The 15,551-nt window shown below is 36.0% G+C and carries 19 protein-coding genes and 1 riboswitch; of the genes, 15 read left to right on the forward strand and 4 right to left on the reverse strand.

What is annotated here, in order from left to right; genetic code table 11:
- The first annotated feature begins 170 nt into the window (after positions 1 to 170).
- The 8 genes from CKK03_RS11230 (at position 171) to CKK03_RS11265 (ending at position 7,967) form a co-directional block, all read left to right on the forward strand.
- A complete protein-coding gene (locus CKK03_RS11230) occupies positions 171 to 887 on the forward strand; it encodes a response regulator transcription factor (protein ID WP_099362678.1) in 717 nt (238 codons plus the stop codon).
- On the forward strand, positions 884 to 2,671 hold the full coding sequence (locus CKK03_RS11235) for an ATP-binding protein (protein ID WP_099362679.1): 1,788 nt from the start codon (positions 884 to 886) through the stop codon (positions 2,669 to 2,671). The genes CKK03_RS11230 and CKK03_RS11235 overlap by 4 nt, the downstream gene beginning before the upstream one ends.
- A gap of 102 nt (positions 2,672 to 2,773) precedes the next feature.
- Positions 2,774 to 2,990, forward strand: a riboswitch (cobalamin riboswitch).
- Positions 2,991 to 3,344: 354 nt separating this feature from the next.
- Entirely contained in the window at positions 3,345 to 3,764 is a 420-nt protein-coding gene (locus CKK03_RS11240; RefSeq protein ID WP_099362680.1) for a DUF4430 domain-containing protein, read from the forward strand.
- On the forward strand, positions 3,764 to 4,267 hold the full coding sequence (locus CKK03_RS11245; protein WP_099351733.1) for an ECF transporter S component: 504 nt from the start codon (positions 3,764 to 3,766) through the stop codon (positions 4,265 to 4,267). The genes CKK03_RS11240 and CKK03_RS11245 overlap by 1 nt, the downstream gene beginning before the upstream one ends.
- Positions 4,268 to 4,378: 111 nt before the next feature.
- Entirely contained in the window at positions 4,379 to 4,927 is a 549-nt protein-coding gene (gene sigX, locus CKK03_RS11250) for an RNA polymerase sigma factor SigX (protein ID WP_099362681.1), read from the forward strand.
- Positions 4,905 to 6,137, forward strand: a complete 1,233-nt coding sequence (locus tag CKK03_RS11255; protein ID WP_142354018.1) for a hypothetical protein — start codon at positions 4,905 to 4,907, stop codon at positions 6,135 to 6,137. The genes sigX and CKK03_RS11255 overlap by 23 nt, the downstream gene beginning before the upstream one ends.
- A gap of 241 nt (positions 6,138 to 6,378) precedes the next feature.
- Entirely contained in the window at positions 6,379 to 7,080 is a 702-nt protein-coding gene (locus tag CKK03_RS24135) for a peptidoglycan DD-metalloendopeptidase family protein (RefSeq protein ID WP_099362683.1), read from the forward strand.
- A 74-nt stretch (positions 7,081 to 7,154) separates the two neighbouring features.
- Positions 7,155 to 7,967 (forward strand): histidinol-phosphatase, encoded by an 813-nt coding sequence (locus tag CKK03_RS11265; protein ID WP_099362684.1) that lies wholly within the window; start codon positions 7,155 to 7,157, stop codon positions 7,965 to 7,967.
- An 87-nt stretch (positions 7,968 to 8,054) separates the two neighbouring features.
- Here CKK03_RS11265 and CKK03_RS11270 read toward each other — a convergent pair whose 3' ends face one another.
- Positions 8,055 to 8,303 carry a 4Fe-4S domain-containing protein gene (locus CKK03_RS11270; RefSeq protein ID WP_077618638.1) on the reverse strand — a complete coding sequence of 83 codons (249 nt, stop codon included), beginning with the start codon at positions 8,301 to 8,303 and terminating at the stop codon, positions 8,055 to 8,057.
- Positions 8,304 to 8,602: 299 nt separating this feature from the next.
- Here CKK03_RS11270 and CKK03_RS11275 point away from each other — a divergent pair, with 299 nt between their 5' ends.
- The 5 genes from CKK03_RS11275 (at position 8,603) to CKK03_RS11295 (ending at position 13,006) form a co-directional block, all read left to right on the forward strand.
- Positions 8,603 to 9,679, forward strand: a complete 1,077-nt coding sequence (locus CKK03_RS11275) for a YpbB family protein (RefSeq protein WP_099362685.1) — start codon at positions 8,603 to 8,605, stop codon at positions 9,677 to 9,679.
- Positions 9,669 to 11,180, forward strand: a complete 1,512-nt coding sequence (locus CKK03_RS11280) for a RecQ family ATP-dependent DNA helicase (RefSeq protein ID WP_099362686.1) — start codon at positions 9,669 to 9,671, stop codon at positions 11,178 to 11,180. The genes CKK03_RS11275 and CKK03_RS11280 overlap by 11 nt, the downstream gene beginning before the upstream one ends.
- Before the next feature lie 5 nt (positions 11,181 to 11,185).
- Entirely contained in the window at positions 11,186 to 11,788 is a 603-nt protein-coding gene (locus CKK03_RS11285) for a CPBP family intramembrane glutamic endopeptidase (protein WP_099362687.1), read from the forward strand.
- Complete coding sequence (locus CKK03_RS23490) at positions 11,785 to 12,432, forward strand: LysM peptidoglycan-binding domain-containing protein (protein WP_142354019.1); 648 nt, start codon at positions 11,785 to 11,787, stop codon at positions 12,430 to 12,432. The genes CKK03_RS11285 and CKK03_RS23490 overlap by 4 nt, the downstream gene beginning before the upstream one ends.
- 100 nt (positions 12,433 to 12,532) lie before the next feature.
- Complete coding sequence (locus CKK03_RS11295; protein WP_099362688.1) at positions 12,533 to 13,006, forward strand: YpbF family protein; 474 nt, start codon at positions 12,533 to 12,535, stop codon at positions 13,004 to 13,006.
- Positions 13,007 to 13,035: 29 nt separating this feature from the next.
- Here the strand turns inward: CKK03_RS11295 and cotJC are convergent, their stop codons facing one another.
- Genes cotJC through CKK03_RS11310 form a run of 3 tightly spaced genes read right to left on the reverse strand, consistent with a single transcriptional unit; the run spans position 13,036 to position 14,145 of the window.
- A complete protein-coding gene (cotJC, locus tag CKK03_RS11300) occupies positions 13,036 to 13,605 on the reverse strand; it encodes a spore coat protein CotJC (RefSeq protein ID WP_099362689.1) in 570 nt (189 codons plus the stop codon).
- A 43-nt stretch (positions 13,606 to 13,648) separates the two neighbouring features.
- Positions 13,649 to 13,918: a spore coat protein CotJB gene (locus CKK03_RS11305; protein ID WP_099362690.1), complete on the reverse strand. Its 270-nt coding sequence runs from the start codon at positions 13,916 to 13,918 to the stop codon at positions 13,649 to 13,651.
- Complete coding sequence (locus CKK03_RS11310) at positions 13,915 to 14,145, reverse strand: spore coat associated protein CotJA (protein ID WP_099351722.1); 231 nt, start codon at positions 14,143 to 14,145, stop codon at positions 13,915 to 13,917. Before CKK03_RS11310 ends, CKK03_RS11305 begins: the two co-directional genes overlap by 4 nt.
- Positions 14,146 to 14,304: 159 nt before the next feature.
- Between CKK03_RS11310 and CKK03_RS11315 the strand changes: the two genes are divergently transcribed.
- A complete protein-coding gene (locus tag CKK03_RS11315) occupies positions 14,305 to 14,697 on the forward strand; it encodes a hypothetical protein (RefSeq protein ID WP_099362691.1) in 393 nt (130 codons plus the stop codon).
- Between the two features lie 45 nt (positions 14,698 to 14,742).
- Positions 14,743 to 15,540 (forward strand): metallophosphoesterase, encoded by a 798-nt coding sequence (locus CKK03_RS11320; RefSeq protein WP_099362704.1) that lies wholly within the window; start codon positions 14,743 to 14,745, stop codon positions 15,538 to 15,540.
- Positions 15,541 to 15,551 lie beyond the last annotated feature (11 nt).

Consider the following 15,551-nt stretch of genomic DNA (forward strand, 5'->3'; position numbering starts at 1 on the left):
CTTCATCATTTGATGAAGGCTTTTTATCTAACATTTTTTGTGTCGAATTATCGACTTTTCCCTCATTGGATAAACTAGTGTGATATATGTTATAGCAAATTATGAAATTTTTATGTACGATAGTGATGTAGAGAAATATTCTTTCGGAAAGAAAATGGAGGAATAACCAAATGGAAAATGAAGCGAAAATTTTAGTTGTCGATGATGAAGAGAGAATTCGTCGTTTACTTAAAATGTATTTAGAAAGAGAAAATTATGCAATTGAAGAAGCGGAAAATGGAAATATTGCCTTAGAAAAGGCTATGAAAAATGATTATGATCTCATTTTATTAGACCTCATGATGCCAGAAAAAGATGGAATTGAGGTATGTCGTGAATTGCGTGAGAAGAAATCAACTCCGATTATTATGCTTACTGCTAAAGGAGAAGAAGTAAACCGCGTGCAAGGCTTTGAAGTCGGTACTGATGATTATATAGTAAAGCCATTTAGTCCAAGAGAAGTTGTTCTTCGAGTAAAAGCTTTACTAAGAAGGGCATCACTTACAACCTATCTTCAAACTGAAACAACGGCTAAGGATGTTATCGTGTTTCCACATTTAACAATTGATAATGATGCACACCGTGTGCTTGCAGATGGCAAGGAAGTAGGCTTAACACCGAAGGAATATGAACTCCTATGCTTTTTAGCAAAATCACCTGACAAAGTATTTGATCGTGAACAACTATTAAAGGAAGTATGGCATTACGAATTCTTTGGCGATCTTCGTACTGTAGATACACATGTTAAACGCTTACGTGAAAAGTTAAATAAAGTGTCTCAGGATGCAGCGAAAATGATAGTAACTGTATGGGGCGTTGGTTATAAATTTGAGGTTGGACAAGAATGAAATTTTGGAGAAGTGTAGTAGGAAAACTATGGGCAACCATTCTTTTACTGTTTTCCTTTGTGTTATTTGTTTTAACGGTACTATTCATGGAGTACTTTGAGAATTACCATATTCAAGAAGCAGAAAGAAGCTTAACTCAACTTGCTGCAAATATTGCTGTTATTATGGAGCAGCATGAGGATAAAGATGTAGCAAGGAACCTTGCTTGGGAGCTTGTGAATGATGAAACAAAGGTTATTATTGCGGCAGACGAAAACACGTTATGGGTATCTCCTGATCGAATCGCTGTTCCAAACATTCCTGTAACAGTTATTACAGAGGACCCAGATCTTAGACGTGTTATTACAAACGACCAAAACGCAAGCAAAAAGATAAAACTAACTGAAAGTGGAAAAACTCCTCAAGAGCAAACACAAGAAATATTTGTGGTTGGGGCCCCTCTTCACATCGAAAATGACCAGATGGGTGCAGTTTTTCTCTATCAATCCTTAGATGTAGTTCAAAAGACTACCAAGGATACTACTCAATTCATAATATTGGCTGCAGGTATCGGAATTGTCCTTACAACAGTTTTTGCCTTCTTTCTATTAACGCGTATTACAGCTCCTTTGCGTAAAATGAGGGAAGCTGCTACTGAAGTAGCTAAAGGGAAATTTGATACGAAGGTTCCTATACTTACTCATGACGAAATTGGCGCTTTAGGAATGGCGCTAAACCAAATGGGAAGGCAGTTAAAATATAATATAAATGCCCTTAATCAGGAGAAAGAGCAGCTTGCAAGCATATTAAACAGTATGGCGGACGGAGTTATCACTTTAAATCGTGATGGAACGATATTGGTAACTAACCCACCTGCGGAACGCTTTTTGCAAGCTTGGTATTACCAACAAGGTATGTATCAGGACGTTGGTCAAGAGCTTCCACCAGAGGTCAAGGATTTATTTCAACGTTCCGTTTCGTTTGAAAAGGAGCAATTTATTGAAATTAGTCTTCAAGGCAGAACATGGGTTATTTTAATGAGTCCACTTTACAATCAGACGTATATTAGGGGTGCCGTTGCGGTACTTCGTGATATGACGGAGGAAAGACGTTTGGACAAGCTACGTGAAGATTTTATTGCTAATGTTTCTCACGAACTGCGAACTCCGATCGCAATGCTCCAGGGCTATAGTGAAGCAATTATGGATGACATTGCGAGCTCCGAGGAAGAGCGAAAGGAAATTACCAAAGTCATCTATGATGAGTCATTACGAATGGGTCGACTTGTCAACGAGTTATTAGATTTGGCTAGAATGCAATCTGGGAATATTACCTTAAATAAAGAAAAAGTTGATTTCGATACCCTTATTAATCGTGTGATTCGGAAATTCCAAGGCTTAGCTAAGGATAATCAAATAACGTTAACTGCTACAAAGGTAGACGAAATTGGTGAAATCTATATAGATTCTGATCGTATTGAGCAAGTTTTTACAAACTTAATTGATAATGCAATTAGACATACCGATGTAAATGGTCAGGTTGTCGTACATGTTACTGGTCAAGAAACTTCAATAAAAGTTGATATTAAGGATACGGGTTCTGGAATTCCAGAAGAAGATTTACCTTTTGTATTTGAACGGTTCTATAAGGCGGACAAGGCTAGAACAAGAGGAAAATCTGGTACTGGTTTAGGACTTGCGATTGTAAAAAACATTATTAGTGCACACAACGGGAATATCTCGGTCCATAGTAAGCTTGGTGAAGGAACGACATTTACTTTCGTAATCCCTCGAAAAAGTGAGTAATTTGAAAAAACGTGGCGAAGATTCTTGTTCCATAAGAAACAATTTCCTTGTCAAAGGAAAACTCTTCTTGTAATATAGGGATTGTTAAATAGAAAGTTAAATAATTTATTGAATTTTAGGTGTCAGAGAAAGTAGTATAATTCTTTTTGACTTAAAAGGGAATCTGGTGTGAATCCAGAACTGCCCCCGCAACTGTAAAAGTGGACGAAATGAGAAGAACCACTGTATGACTGGATGGCGAATGCTGTTCAACATATGGGAAGGACTCAAAGTAGGAAGAAGCTTAAGTCAGTAGACCTGCCTAATTCATTTCTTTTTTAATTCTCCGGGGTGCGAGAATTAGCATTAAAACACCATGCTTTTTTGTTGTTTTTCTGTTATATCTTCAAAGCTCACCCCAAGGGTGAGCTTTTATTATTTTATTCCGCAGAAGAAGGACACTTCTGCGAAATTAAAATAAGAGCCTCCGGCGGATGCCACGATTATTCAAAGGAAACTTTTCGATCTGTAAGATCAAAGACTAAGAACGCCACATCCTGTGGCAACGTCTTTATGACCCACTTCCTGTGGGCCTAAAAATGGGGCGCAAATACGCCAAGGCGCATTTGATTCGATGTTAGGTGCATAAAACACTTATTCATACACATATTTTAACAAAAGGGGAGCTAGAAACATGAAAAAACTATTAGTTGCTTTACTATCATTGGGAATTTTATTTGGATGCAGCAATGATCCATCAACAAATGAATCTTCCAACAACAACACAGCAGAAACAGTAGATAAAGAAGAAACAGCAGAGATTGTAACAGTTGTTATCTCGAAAAACAATGGTGAAGAAATTATTGAAGAAAAAGAAATTAAAATTGAATCAGGAAAAGAAGTTACCGTTATGGACGTCATGCAAGCAAACTTTGACATCGAAACACAATTCGATGGTGCTTTTGTTGCCAGTATTAATGGCGTTGCAGGCAGCGAAGAAGAAAAGACATCATGGTTTTATTCTGTTAATGGTGAAGAAGCGATGGTAGGAGCTAATGAATTCAAATTAGAGCCAGAAGATAAGATCGAATTCGATCTCCATAAGTGGGAATAATGAATTTATCTGTTAAAAACTTAACGCTTTTATCGATGCTAATCGCATTATCTGTTGTAGGTCGAATTACATTTACATTCCTTCCGAATGTCCAGCCTATGACAGCGATTATCGTGATAACTAGCTTATTTTTGGGTCCAATCTATGGTATGGTTGTTGCTGTTTTCGGTTCTGTATTATCGAATCTTGTAATGGGTATGGGTTTATGGACCATTGGACAAATCGTTGCATGGGGGATAATTGGGTTAATTAGTGGGGCTTTACGGAAGTATCGTGATCGAATTCCTGTCATTTTATTAGCCATCTATGCAGTATTTTGTGGTTTCTTATATGGCTTTGTAATCTCAATCCCTCTTTATTTATTCTCGGGTAAGTTCCTTGCCTATTACGTAGCTGGATTACCATTTGATTTGAGTCATGCAATTGGGAATGGAGTATTTTTTCTCATTTTATATCCAATCCTGAGACTACTATTCTTAAAAAATGTAACAATTGCAAAGTAAGGAAGAATATTACCAAAATATTCTTCCTTTTTTTATTAATTCATACTATATTGGGAGTGTAACTTTTTTTATAAAACATTCGACTAATGAAATGAACGGGAGGATTTGCAAATGGATTCCTTGTTTGAGGAACTATATGAAAAGTATCATCACGATGTCTACTCCTTCTTATTTTATATGGTGAAAAATCGTGAACAAGCTGAAGATCTCGTTCAGGAAGTTTATATAAGAGTTTTAAAATCATATGATAGATTCGAAGGAAAAAGTAGTGAAAAAACATGGTTATTTTCAATTGCAAGACATGTCGCGATTGACTCGTTCCGGAAACAAAAAGGGTGGAAACAGCGAATAATCGATTCCTTTGATTGGAGTCGCCAAGAGGTAAAAGACTTTGCTCCACTTCCGGAAGAAATAGCGTTGCAAAATGAGCAGGTACAAATGATGTTCCGATGCTTGGAAAACTGTACGACCGACCAGCGTATGGTGCTTATATTACGATATATCCAATCACTTTCAATTTCAGAGACTGCTGAAGCTCTTGGATGGACGGAGAGTAAGGTAAAGACAACTCAGCATAGAGGTCTAAAGGTCTTAAAGAAGTATATGGAGGAATCAGGCGTAAAGGAGGGTACAGATGATGAAAAATTCAAAGTGGAGTGATGAACAACTCGAGCAGATGCTATCGCAAATGCCAGAAATAAAAGACAAACGGAAACCACAAGAGATTTATCAAAATATCACCCTTAAAATGAATAAGAAAAAGAGAAAAATGTGGCTTGTTCCTACCCTTGCATCTGCGGCAGCAGTGCTTCTATTATTCATCTTAGCTCCTTCTTTCATTAATAATATGAACAGCTCAAGCTTCGATTCTGCTGAAATGGCAAGAGAAAATACAAACATTACTATGGATTCAGAGAACAGAGAAGCAGCATCAAAGGATGAATCATTAAGCACACTAGAAAAAGCAGAGGAACCACAACAAAATGAAGAGGCTGGAATATTTTCATTTGAGGAACGACTAAGCAATAGTTACACTGTAAATAGTGTAGGGGAAAATGAAGTCCTTCTCACATATGGTGTGTATTTGGGCGGTGTAATGTTTCCTACTGTTGTTTCAGTAATCGTCGAATCTAACGGGGAAAATGTTGTTGAACAATGGCAAAAGACAGTTCCAAGAGTAAATGAGGCTATTCGCGAAAACAAAGAATGGGGCATTGATGAAATTTCGAATTCATATTTTGAAGATTTTTCAGAAGTTGTAACGAAAGACAATTCAAAGGCAGTAAGGGTGGACGTAAATAACTCGATTAATACTGAGTCATTTGCTACTGCTGAAGCTGCAGAATTTTCACATACGATTAGCTCGTTCCGTTATCTGTTAGAAGACTATCAACATGTTGAACTTTTCCAAAATAATCAACAAGGAATTACTATAGGGCAAACGGGTATCATTGAAAATAATATTGATGTTGAGAAAGATACAAAAAAGGCATACCTTTATTATGTAAATGATCATTCAGACCGCAAAATTTTAGCTTTAACTTATGAAGATTTTAATACGATTGAACAAGCGCTGGAAGCAATGAAAGCGGAGGCTAGTCAAGGGGATTATACCCTGCATCCACCAATCATATCTGAAATTAAACAAATTAAAGCAAATGGTACGAATTTAGAAATTCATTTTAGTGATGATGCGGTTTTAGAGAATACAGATAATTATATTCTTATGTTGGACGCAATTATGCTAACCGCTAAAGAGTTTAACTTTGATACAGTTACATTTTACGGAAATATAGATCAAATTGGTGATGTACGAATAGGGGAACCAGTACCAGTACCGCTCGCACCAAATCTAATTCAATTGCAATAAGAGACACTAAGATGTCTCTTTTTTTTGCTTTTAAATATAATTTCTGGGAAGTATCACCTTACAAGTTACGAAAAGTATTACTTTATTTACATAATTTAAGAAAATTTTTCAAATAATGTAAGGGTGTCCCTTATTTGCTTAGTAAATAGAGATAATGTTAGATAGGGGGTGTCCTTGAATCTAAACATAACGGGTTCACATTTTCATAGCATCATTGTTCAATATTTTGAGGAGGATCAAAATGTTTGGTAAACGATTTGCAATTGTTGCCATTTTGGCAGTTTGTACAGGATTACTCTTTATAGGAGAACGTAATGTCAACGCACATGAACTACTAGGTAACAAAGCAACAGAGGAATGGGCGTGGCCAGTCACAGGGAGAATCACTGATACATTTGGAACGAGACAAGGCAATCACAAAGGCTTAGATATCGCTGCTCCACTTGGAGATCACATATATGCGGTTGAGGAAGGAATCGTAAAAAAGTCGTATTACAAGGGTTCATATGGGCATGTCGTTTTTATTGAGCATCCAAATGGATATGAGACAGTTTATGCACACTTAAGTAAACGCAATGTTCAAGAAGGAGAAAAGGTTGTAAAAGGTCAGTTAATTGGTCATATCGGTAGTACGGGTAATTCAACTGGTCCACATTTACATTTTGAAGTACATAATGGAGAATGGAATTCTTCTAGAAACAATGCGATTGACCCTCTTTATATGCTAACCGATGAACAAATTTTAGTTCCTACATTAATGGAATTGGAGAAAGAGGACACTGAAGTTTTAAAAAAGCTTGAAACCTATACAGTGAAGGCTGGGGATTCTTTATCAGTCATTGCGCATAGGGTAGGTATATCTGTTGCGGAAATTAAAATGTTAAATCAGTTAACCGATGATTTAATTTTTCCAAATCAAATCTTAATTGTCGAAAAATCCTAAATAATTTTGAGCTTTTTTATTCCCCTAGAGAGACAAGTTCATGTATAATAAGAAAAACTTTGGGGGGATTCGGTATGCGAACTGATTATCACAATCATTTAGAGCTTGGAACGCTTGAATTAGACTATTTAATGAAGTTTATTGATGAAGCAAAGGCAAAAAAAATTGATCATTTTGGGATTTCTGAACACGCTTATCATTTTTATCAGACAAAAGATATTCTGAGTAATCCGTGGGTTGATGCAAGAAGATATTATGACATGAAGGATTATGTAGATTTATTTAAGCTTGCCTGGAAAAATAATATTGATGTAAAAATGTCCATTGAAATGGATTATACACCTGGAAAGCATGCAGAAATGGAAAAATTCATTGCTTCTTATGATTTTGATTATGTAATTGGCTCCATTCATTGGGTTGGCGATTTTGGAATCGACCTTGCGGAGTTCCGTGAAGAATGGGATAAAAGGGACCTACATGATACATATACAAAGTATTATGATCAGGTGATTACATTGGCCGAATCAAACTTATTTGATATTATGGGTCATATTGATCTAGTTAAGATTTTTAAATATATTCCTGAAGATGAGGAGTTCCTTTTGCATCAATTTGATCGTGCAACGACAGCATTAGCGAACTCAAAAACCTGCGTTGAAATTAGTACTGCTGGATTACGAAAGCCTATTGGCAAGCTTTATCCGGATCCTCGACTACTGCAAATGTGCTTTGACAAAAACATTCCAATCGTCTTGTCATCGGACGCACACCGTCCACAGGATGTAGGTGCTGATTTTGATCAAGCAATTGAACTAGCTAAAAGTGTAGGCTACAAAACCTTAATGACATTTGAAAAAGGGGAACGTAAAGAAGTTCCAATTGGATAATCAAACGACAAAAAGCAGGCAATGCCTGCTTTTTATCATTTAAAAAAAGAACCCCTTAACGAAAGGGTTCTTCCTTGAATATAAGGACTATTCAAATTTTAGTGGATCACCGTCGAATGGCTCGTCTGCTACCTTAATGGAATCCGTTGGGCAACCTTCAAAAGCATCGATCATGTCTTCCTCTAATATTTCTGGAATTTCTACAATTCCTTGGTTATCATCAAGTGTTACAAATGCAATTCCGTCATCATCGTAATCGTAGATGTCAGGTGCAGCTGCACCACATGCACCACATGCGATACAAGTTTCTTTGTCAACAATGGTATACTTTGCCATGTGTACTTTACCTCCCGAAAAATCGTTACATGTATAAAATGTATATTTATAGTAGTTCCCCATCCTACTTCCTCATAGCATGGAAACAGCTTCCTCATATTCATTGTAAAGCTGTTCACTAAACTTTTCAATAAAAATATATAGTGAGATTGCTTAATCTAAAAGGGTTTTTCCCGTTTGACAAGCATGTTCATAATTCCACACGAAAACATCCCACTTTTCGTTATTATTTGATAAAATAAAAGTAACATTCGTTCGACAATTTTCCATCTATTTCGTCGTTTGAGGGGGGAGAAGCCGTGAACATTACCTATCGCTCAATATTAATCTTATATTGCTTGCATAAACTAGATGGTGAAAGGACTGTTTATGGGATTCATCATTTGTTGAACGGTAAAAAGTCCTCTCAAACGATTGGGGATGCGAATCTATTTGGTCTCACTCCTCTATTCGGTATTCTAAGGCCGATTGGAAGAGAACGGGTTGAGAAGGAGATCCAAATACTTTCTGAACATACTCTAATTGAAGAAATAACAGCTTCAAGTAATAAATTTACCATTACAGCTCTCGGTAAAAGGGTACTAAAAAAGGAATTTGAAAAGAAACCGATTCCTCCCCATTTAAATGGCTGGAAACATAATGAACAGTCCATCTTACTATGGCGAAGGCTTTCATTGATAACTCAGGTTTTGTCGAATTTAGTAAGTGAAAAAAAACAATATACTCCAATCCAACAAGAAGATTCAATTGCTGAATGGGTAAAAGGTTTCTTAATTAAGGATGGACATACTCGATTTACATTATCAGAAGCCCTTTACAAAGAGATTTTGTCGCTCCTTGAAATGGTTTCAGAGCTAGAATCAACTATTTTTGTCATGAGGCTGACCAGTTCGGCGAGAATTGGATATACAATCGATCAGATTAGTTCTTTACTAGGTGAGGATGAAGTATGGTGCCATGTTCTCTTTTTACATACCTTACATACGATGATTCATCATCTTGAAATGAATGGGCACAGTTTCCCTCTGCTTGGTTCTATGATTGAGGCTCATCATCAAGAGGAAGTATTACTAACAGCTTCAACAAAGAAAACGTATCATTTGCTACTGCAGGGTAAAACAATTGATGAAATAGGTATCATTCGAAATCTAAAACGGAATACAATTGAAGATCATATTGTTGAAGTAACGCATCAAAAACCTGATTTTTCAATTGATCAATTCGTTCCACACGAACATCTGCAGCAGATACTATCTGTTTATAAGACATTACAAATAAAGCAATTACGACCTTTAAAGGAAAAATTGACGAATGACATCTCGTATTTTGAAATTAGACTAGTTCTTGCAAGATTTGGTGGTAAACATGGATCTTAATGTAATTTTAAAAGAAAAATTTAATCATTCTACGTTCCGAGAAGGGCAAAAGGAAATTATAGATGATATTTTAGCTGGACAAGATGTCATGGCACTCTTACCCACAGGTGGAGGGAAATCGCTATGCTATCAACTTCCAGCTCAAATTCTCGAAGGTAGTGTACTTATCATTTCACCACTTGTTGCACTTATGGAAGATCAGGTCCTTCAGATAAGAAAAATGGGTGAAAAAAGGGTAGTTGCCCTTAATAGTTTTTTATCAAATGAGAGAAAACGTAAGGTTCTACCCAGCTTGCACAAATATAAATATATTTTTGCCTCCCCTGAAATTCTCCAGTCAAAATTTATTTTAAATCGATTAAAAGGAATTCGCTTTTCTATGTTTGTGGTAGATGAAGCACATTGTATCTCACAATGGGGGCATGATTTTCGTCCAGACTATTCCCGTTTGGGTGATATTCGCCGTGAAATCGGATCTCCACCTTGTTTAGCATTAACCGCAACAGCTACAAAAGAGGTTTTAGGGGATATTAGCAGGATATTACAATTGAATGATCCGAAAATGCACATCCACTCAATTGATCGACCCAATATAGCCATAATGGTGAAAAAAGTTGATTCGCTGGAAGAAAAGAAAGATGTGCTTTTAAATTATATAAAAAATTTGCAAGGGCCAGGAATTATTTATTTTTCAAGTCGATTATGGGCCGAAAATATTGCGCAATTTTTAAAAGATGAAGGCTTTGACCGAGTTGCTTATTACCATGGTGGAATGGAACAGGAAAAAAGAATGTTGATCCAGGAGCAATTCATCAATAATCAACTATCCATTATTTGTTGTACAAATGCATTTGGGATGGGTGTGAATAAGTCAGATATCCGATATGTCATTCACTTCCATTACCCTTCACAAATAGAGGCATATTTACAGGAGATGGGGCGTGCTGGCAGGGACGGTCAATCAAGTATTGCTATTTTACTTCATAGTGAATTTGACCGAGAAATACCTGAAGTTTTGCTTAAATATGAGTTTCCAACGAAAGAACAAACCCATCAAATAATTGAATACATGAATAAAGAAATACGAACGAACGGAAAATTTACAAATACAAAATCGGTTGAAGAGTATTTTTATTCAGCATTCGGTGTATCTGAAGTTCAATGGCGATTTATTCAATTTTACCTGGAAATAGATGAGTGTATCGAGCACGAACTAAACACACGGCAGAAAGTTGAGATCATAGAGGATGCTGCAAATAAACGATATTCATACAAGTATAGCAAACTTAAACAGATGGAGAGATGGTTAGAGACTCAAGGATGTCGAAGGGAAGCTGTATTATCGTACTTCGACGAAAGCTTAAAAGTGAGACCTTCATCTTGCTGTGACTTATGTGGAATTGACTTCAATTTGTACAAACGAAACGGTAAGGAAGTAAATGAGTGGGAGCTACCAACTTGGAGACAAGAATTGCATCGTATCTTCCATAGAAATGGGTGAAAATTATGGGTAGGCGCCAAGCTGATATTATTAAAAATTTAACAGATAAAGAAATCGTTTTTCACCTTTATCTAACACAAGGAATCTTATTAATTTTGTCTTTAGGGCTTGGTTTTTTCCTGTTTGATCATTGGTCATCATTTATGGAGCTCTGGAATTGGAAAGATTGGAATATTCTTCTTGTTGGTTCTGGATTTGCAATAGCTGTTGTTATTATTGATTTAATGCTTGTAAAATGGCTTCCAGAAGCAATGTATGATGATGGTGGTATCAACGAAAGAATTTTCCGAAAAAGAAGTATTCCGCATATTTTTATTTTATGCCTATTGATTTCCTTTGCGGAAGAGATTTTATTTAGAGGTGTTATTCAGACCCATTTTGGACTGATTATAGCAAGTATTATTTTTGCATTATTACATGTGCGCTATTTATATAAGTGGGTTCTACTATCGTCTGTTGTTCTTTTAAGCTTTTTATTAGGATTTATTTATGAGGTCTATCAAAATCTTTGGATTACTGTATATGCTCATTTTTTGATAGACTTTATTTTGGCAGTAAAGCTTAGAATTGATTATTTGCGTGATCAAAATGAGGGGGTATCGTCTTGAAGCATCCTGAAGGGGAAGAAAAGTCAGTTGATATAAAAAAACGCACTTCGACTTTACCATCTCGAAGTGAAATCCATAGACAAAAGAAAAAGAAAACACGATTTAAGATAAAATACCCGATTATTCGTTTGTTGGCTCTTTTATTTATCTTACTTCCTGTTGCAATTCTTAGCTTTAAATTTAATACAAATCCTGAAAAACTGGAGGCAAGTCCGGTAAAAAAGAGTGCGAATTTTGAAAGCATAAGCTATGAAAATAAAGATGAGGCCGTTCGTTATCCTGAAACTGATGAGGAAGAAACACCAACTGAAGAAACAGAGACTGAACGAGTACCAGAAACAACTGAACAAGAAGAAACAAAACAGCCAGAAGTAAAAAAACAAGAGGAACCTAAAGAAGAAGCGGGTCAACAGGTTAATGAAAATACATCAAGTAATGAAGAGGCAAAGCAACCAGTTCAGGAACAGCCAAAGGACCGATATGATGTGAAATATCATAAGGTAAAAGCCGATGAAACATTATATCGGATATCTATGAAATATTATAAAAGTCGCTCTGGTGAAGAGTTAATCAAAAGAGAGAATAATCTAAATGGTGATACTGTTATTGAAGGTCAAGTTTTAAAAATACCGATAAAAAATTAACGAATGAATAACGCGAGGTTTTCGCGTTATTTTTTTTGATTAGACATATACAGTTGTACAAGCACATATTTTATAATAGGTCATTCTAGGAGTATAAGGTTTGGGGGGATTAAAAATAGAAGAAAAAATTAGGGGTTTAAATGAATATACGGATGATGTAACCAAGCAAATGCTTCAACATTCGGTAGATAAGAAGAGAAAATTTGAAAAGTTAAAGGCAAGAGCCTATTATATGAAGCTTTGTGCACTTTTTTTATTATCGGTTTTTTTAGTGTATGTGTATAAAACAATCGTCCTTCCATATAGCCACTCCACGGAATTAATGATTAGTATTTTCCTCGACGGATCCATTTATTTTATGTTTGTATTTATAATCGGTGGACTCTATGGTGGAGTTCGCTATGTTGATAAAAAGAAAGACGAAGCTGAGGATAAATACCATGCGATCCGATGTGAAATTGTTGATAAGAGTAAGGATTTATGGAAGGAACCAGTGCAATGGCGTGAGCGCCAGCGGGTTTTTGAAATGATGAAAAAAGAGTTTGACGTGAACGTATATCATGAAAGTAAATAGCTGAATATAGCATTCAGCTATTTACTTATTTAGAAAAATTTCTTTTTATCTCTTTCTTCCTTAAGAATTTCAACAGCTTCTCTAAATCGTTGAGCATGTATTATTTCCCTTTCACGAAGAAATCGAAGACTATCATTTAAATCTGGGTCGTCACTCATATTAATAATCCATTGATAGGTGGCTCTTGCTTTTTCTTCAGCTGCAATATCTTCATATAAATCAGCAATCGGGTCGCCTTTTGCCTGGATGTATGTCGCAGTAAATGGTACACCGCCAGCATTTTCGTAAAATAATGCAGAATCATGGTTCACATAGTGTGCCGCTAGACCAGCAGCTTTTAATTGTTCTGGTGTTGCGTCTTTCGTTAGTTTATATACCATTGTCGCAATCATTTCTAAATGAGCAAATTCTTCAGTTCCAATATCATTTAACAATCCAATTACTTTGCCAGGTATTGTGTAACGTTGATTTAAATAACGTAATGCAGCGGCAAGCTCACCGTCAGCACCACCATATTGTTCAATCAATAATTTAGCTAAAGCTGGATTACACGTACTTACTTTTACAGGATACTGTAGTTTTTTTTCATATATCCACATTTATATTAATTCCTCCCCTTGATGAACAAAAATGATTATTTTGTTAAACCTGCCATGGCCAAGGTTCGTCATCCCAGTTCCAAGGATAAGCGGAATAGCTATAACGACCATATTGAGTTAATGGCCCAAACCTTTCCTCATATAGCTTTGCTACTTTTCTTCGTTGCTGTGAAACTGAGTTGAACTGTTGAATCGCCTCATAATCATTTGGATGGGTATCTAGATACAGGGTGAGATCTACTAAGACAAAATCCAAAGCCTGTAAATCTTCTAATAACGCATAATACTCTGGGGGCATCTGTTTAGGATTCATTCATTTTCAGCCTCCCTTTTAGGTTCATATGGACCGTAATACGGATCATAAAAGATTTTCCAAAGTGTACCTGTGTATAATGCTTGCTTTGGTGTGAATTGGGGTAGGTTTGCTGGTTGAAATGTTATATAAAGATTTGGAGGAGTAACGTAGGTTTTACATGTGATTGGTTTGCAAGGGTCAAAAGGGCTTACATAGGGATAATAGGCCTTCCTAGTAGTAAACATGAAGCAACCTCCTCGATGTCAAAATACAAAACGATGTCAGTTTACTTTATGGCTTTAGAAATAAAAAAATGACTAGGAAATTATTTTTAATACGTAATAGGAAAATTTGTATCTATTTTATCCTCTCTTCATAATCTGAAATAAGAAGGAGATGGGGGTATGGATAAATTTATATATGAAGTGATTGGATTTTTTTGCGGGTTCATGCTCATTTTTTTAACATCAGGAACTTCCATTATTGAAATACCACAATTGTTGACGAGTTTTATCATAAATCCGTTCCTGTTTTTCATCTTAATGATTTGTTTTTTTATCGGGTTTTTAGCCCATTCTGTACTATTTAAGAATGCCATTGAAAACTTTTACCACATGGCTAAAGGTAACCGTTTTTCATTTTTGCAATTAATCTTCCCTCTAAGTTTAGTAGGAGGCTATTTTATATTATTTATTTATGGTCCTTGGCAAACCTTTTTATTGATAGCCTTTTCCATTATTTATGGTATCATTACTGTAGATTTACCTTCATACAGTCAAAGTTCAAACTCCGAATGATTTAAAGTAAAAAGCTGATTAGATAGGTAGGATAATACCATGACCATGCTCATTTTTTACGGTATACTTTTAATTGGAATAATACTCCTTCTCTATATGTGGCGTGAAGCAAGAATGGATCGTGTTATAACGAATACACTTTCGTTTTCAAACTTTCCAAAAAGCTTTGGAAAGATTACCATTTTCTTCATTTCAGATATTCACAGAAGAGAGGTTTCAGAAAATATAATAAATGAGGTAAAAGGGAAAGCAGACATTGTTATAATTGGAGGGGATTTAACCGAAAAGGGAGTACCGTTTGAAAGAGTGGAGAAAAACCTTCAATTAATAAAAATGGTTGGGCCTACTTACTTTGTATGGGGAAATAATGACTATGAAGTTGATTACCATGAACTCGATTCTCTTCTTTTAAGTATGGGAATTAAAATTCTTGATAACACAGCTATGTTTTTTGAAACTGGTGAGGGAGAAAAGCTCGCTCTTTTAGGAATAGATGATTTGAGGGAAGGCAGAAGTCGTTTGGACCTTGCTCTTCTAGACGCAGGGGATGAGGTGGATTTTAAAATTTTGGTTAGCCATAATCCGGAAATTAAAAGTGAACTTCAACCAGAACAAGGGATAAGTCTTCTATTATCAGGACATACCCATGGTGGACAAATCCGGCTTTGGCAATTTGGGCTTTATCCTAAAGGCGGGGTAGAGCATAATAACGGAACGACCATTTTCGTAAGTAATGGATATGGAACATCCGGTGTTCCACTCAGGCTCGGCGCACCACCTGAAACACATTTACTTATCCTACAATCATCACAAAGTGAAAAGACGTCGCAAAAAAAGTCCTAACAACGCTAATT

This window comes from Fredinandcohnia onubensis (assembly GCF_002734215.1).
Classification (GTDB): domain Bacteria; phylum Bacillota; class Bacilli; order Bacillales; family Bacillaceae_L; genus Ferdinandcohnia; species Ferdinandcohnia onubensis.

Coding starts and splice junctions, on each gene's coding strand:
- CKK03_RS11255 (WP_142354018.1), top strand. CDS start 4,905: ATGAAAAATTCAAAGTGGAGTGATGAACAACTCGAGCAGATGCTATCG.
- CKK03_RS11235 (WP_099362679.1), top strand. CDS start 884: ATGAAATTTTGGAGAAGTGTAGTAGGAAAACTATGGGCAACCATTCTT.
- sigX (WP_099362681.1), top strand. CDS start 4,379: ATGGATTCCTTGTTTGAGGAACTATATGAAAAGTATCATCACGATGTC.
- CKK03_RS11320 (WP_099362704.1), top strand. CDS start 14,743: ATGCTCATTTTTTACGGTATACTTTTAATTGGAATAATACTCCTTCTC.
- CKK03_RS24135 (WP_099362683.1), top strand. CDS start 6,379: ATGTTTGGTAAACGATTTGCAATTGTTGCCATTTTGGCAGTTTGTACA.
- CKK03_RS11305 (WP_099362690.1), bottom strand. CDS start 13,918: ATGAATCCTAAACAGATGCCCCCAGAGTATTATGCGTTATTAGAAGAT.
- CKK03_RS11270 (WP_077618638.1), bottom strand. CDS start 8,303: ATGGCAAAGTATACCATTGTTGACAAAGAAACTTGTATCGCATGTGGT.
- CKK03_RS11240 (WP_099362680.1), top strand. CDS start 3,345: ATGAAAAAACTATTAGTTGCTTTACTATCATTGGGAATTTTATTTGGA.
- CKK03_RS11315 (WP_099362691.1), top strand. CDS start 14,305: ATGGATAAATTTATATATGAAGTGATTGGATTTTTTTGCGGGTTCATG.
- CKK03_RS11230 (WP_099362678.1), top strand. CDS start 171: ATGGAAAATGAAGCGAAAATTTTAGTTGTCGATGATGAAGAGAGAATT.
- CKK03_RS11310 (WP_099351722.1), bottom strand. CDS start 14,145: ATGTTTACTACTAGGAAGGCCTATTATCCCTATGTAAGCCCTTTTGAC.
- CKK03_RS11285 (WP_099362687.1), top strand. CDS start 11,186: ATGGGTAGGCGCCAAGCTGATATTATTAAAAATTTAACAGATAAAGAA.
- CKK03_RS11280 (WP_099362686.1), top strand. CDS start 9,669: ATGGATCTTAATGTAATTTTAAAAGAAAAATTTAATCATTCTACGTTC.
- CKK03_RS11245 (WP_099351733.1), top strand. CDS start 3,764: ATGAATTTATCTGTTAAAAACTTAACGCTTTTATCGATGCTAATCGCA.
- CKK03_RS11265 (WP_099362684.1), top strand. CDS start 7,155: ATGCGAACTGATTATCACAATCATTTAGAGCTTGGAACGCTTGAATTA.
- cotJC (WP_099362689.1), bottom strand. CDS start 13,605: ATGTGGATATATGAAAAAAAACTACAGTATCCTGTAAAAGTAAGTACG.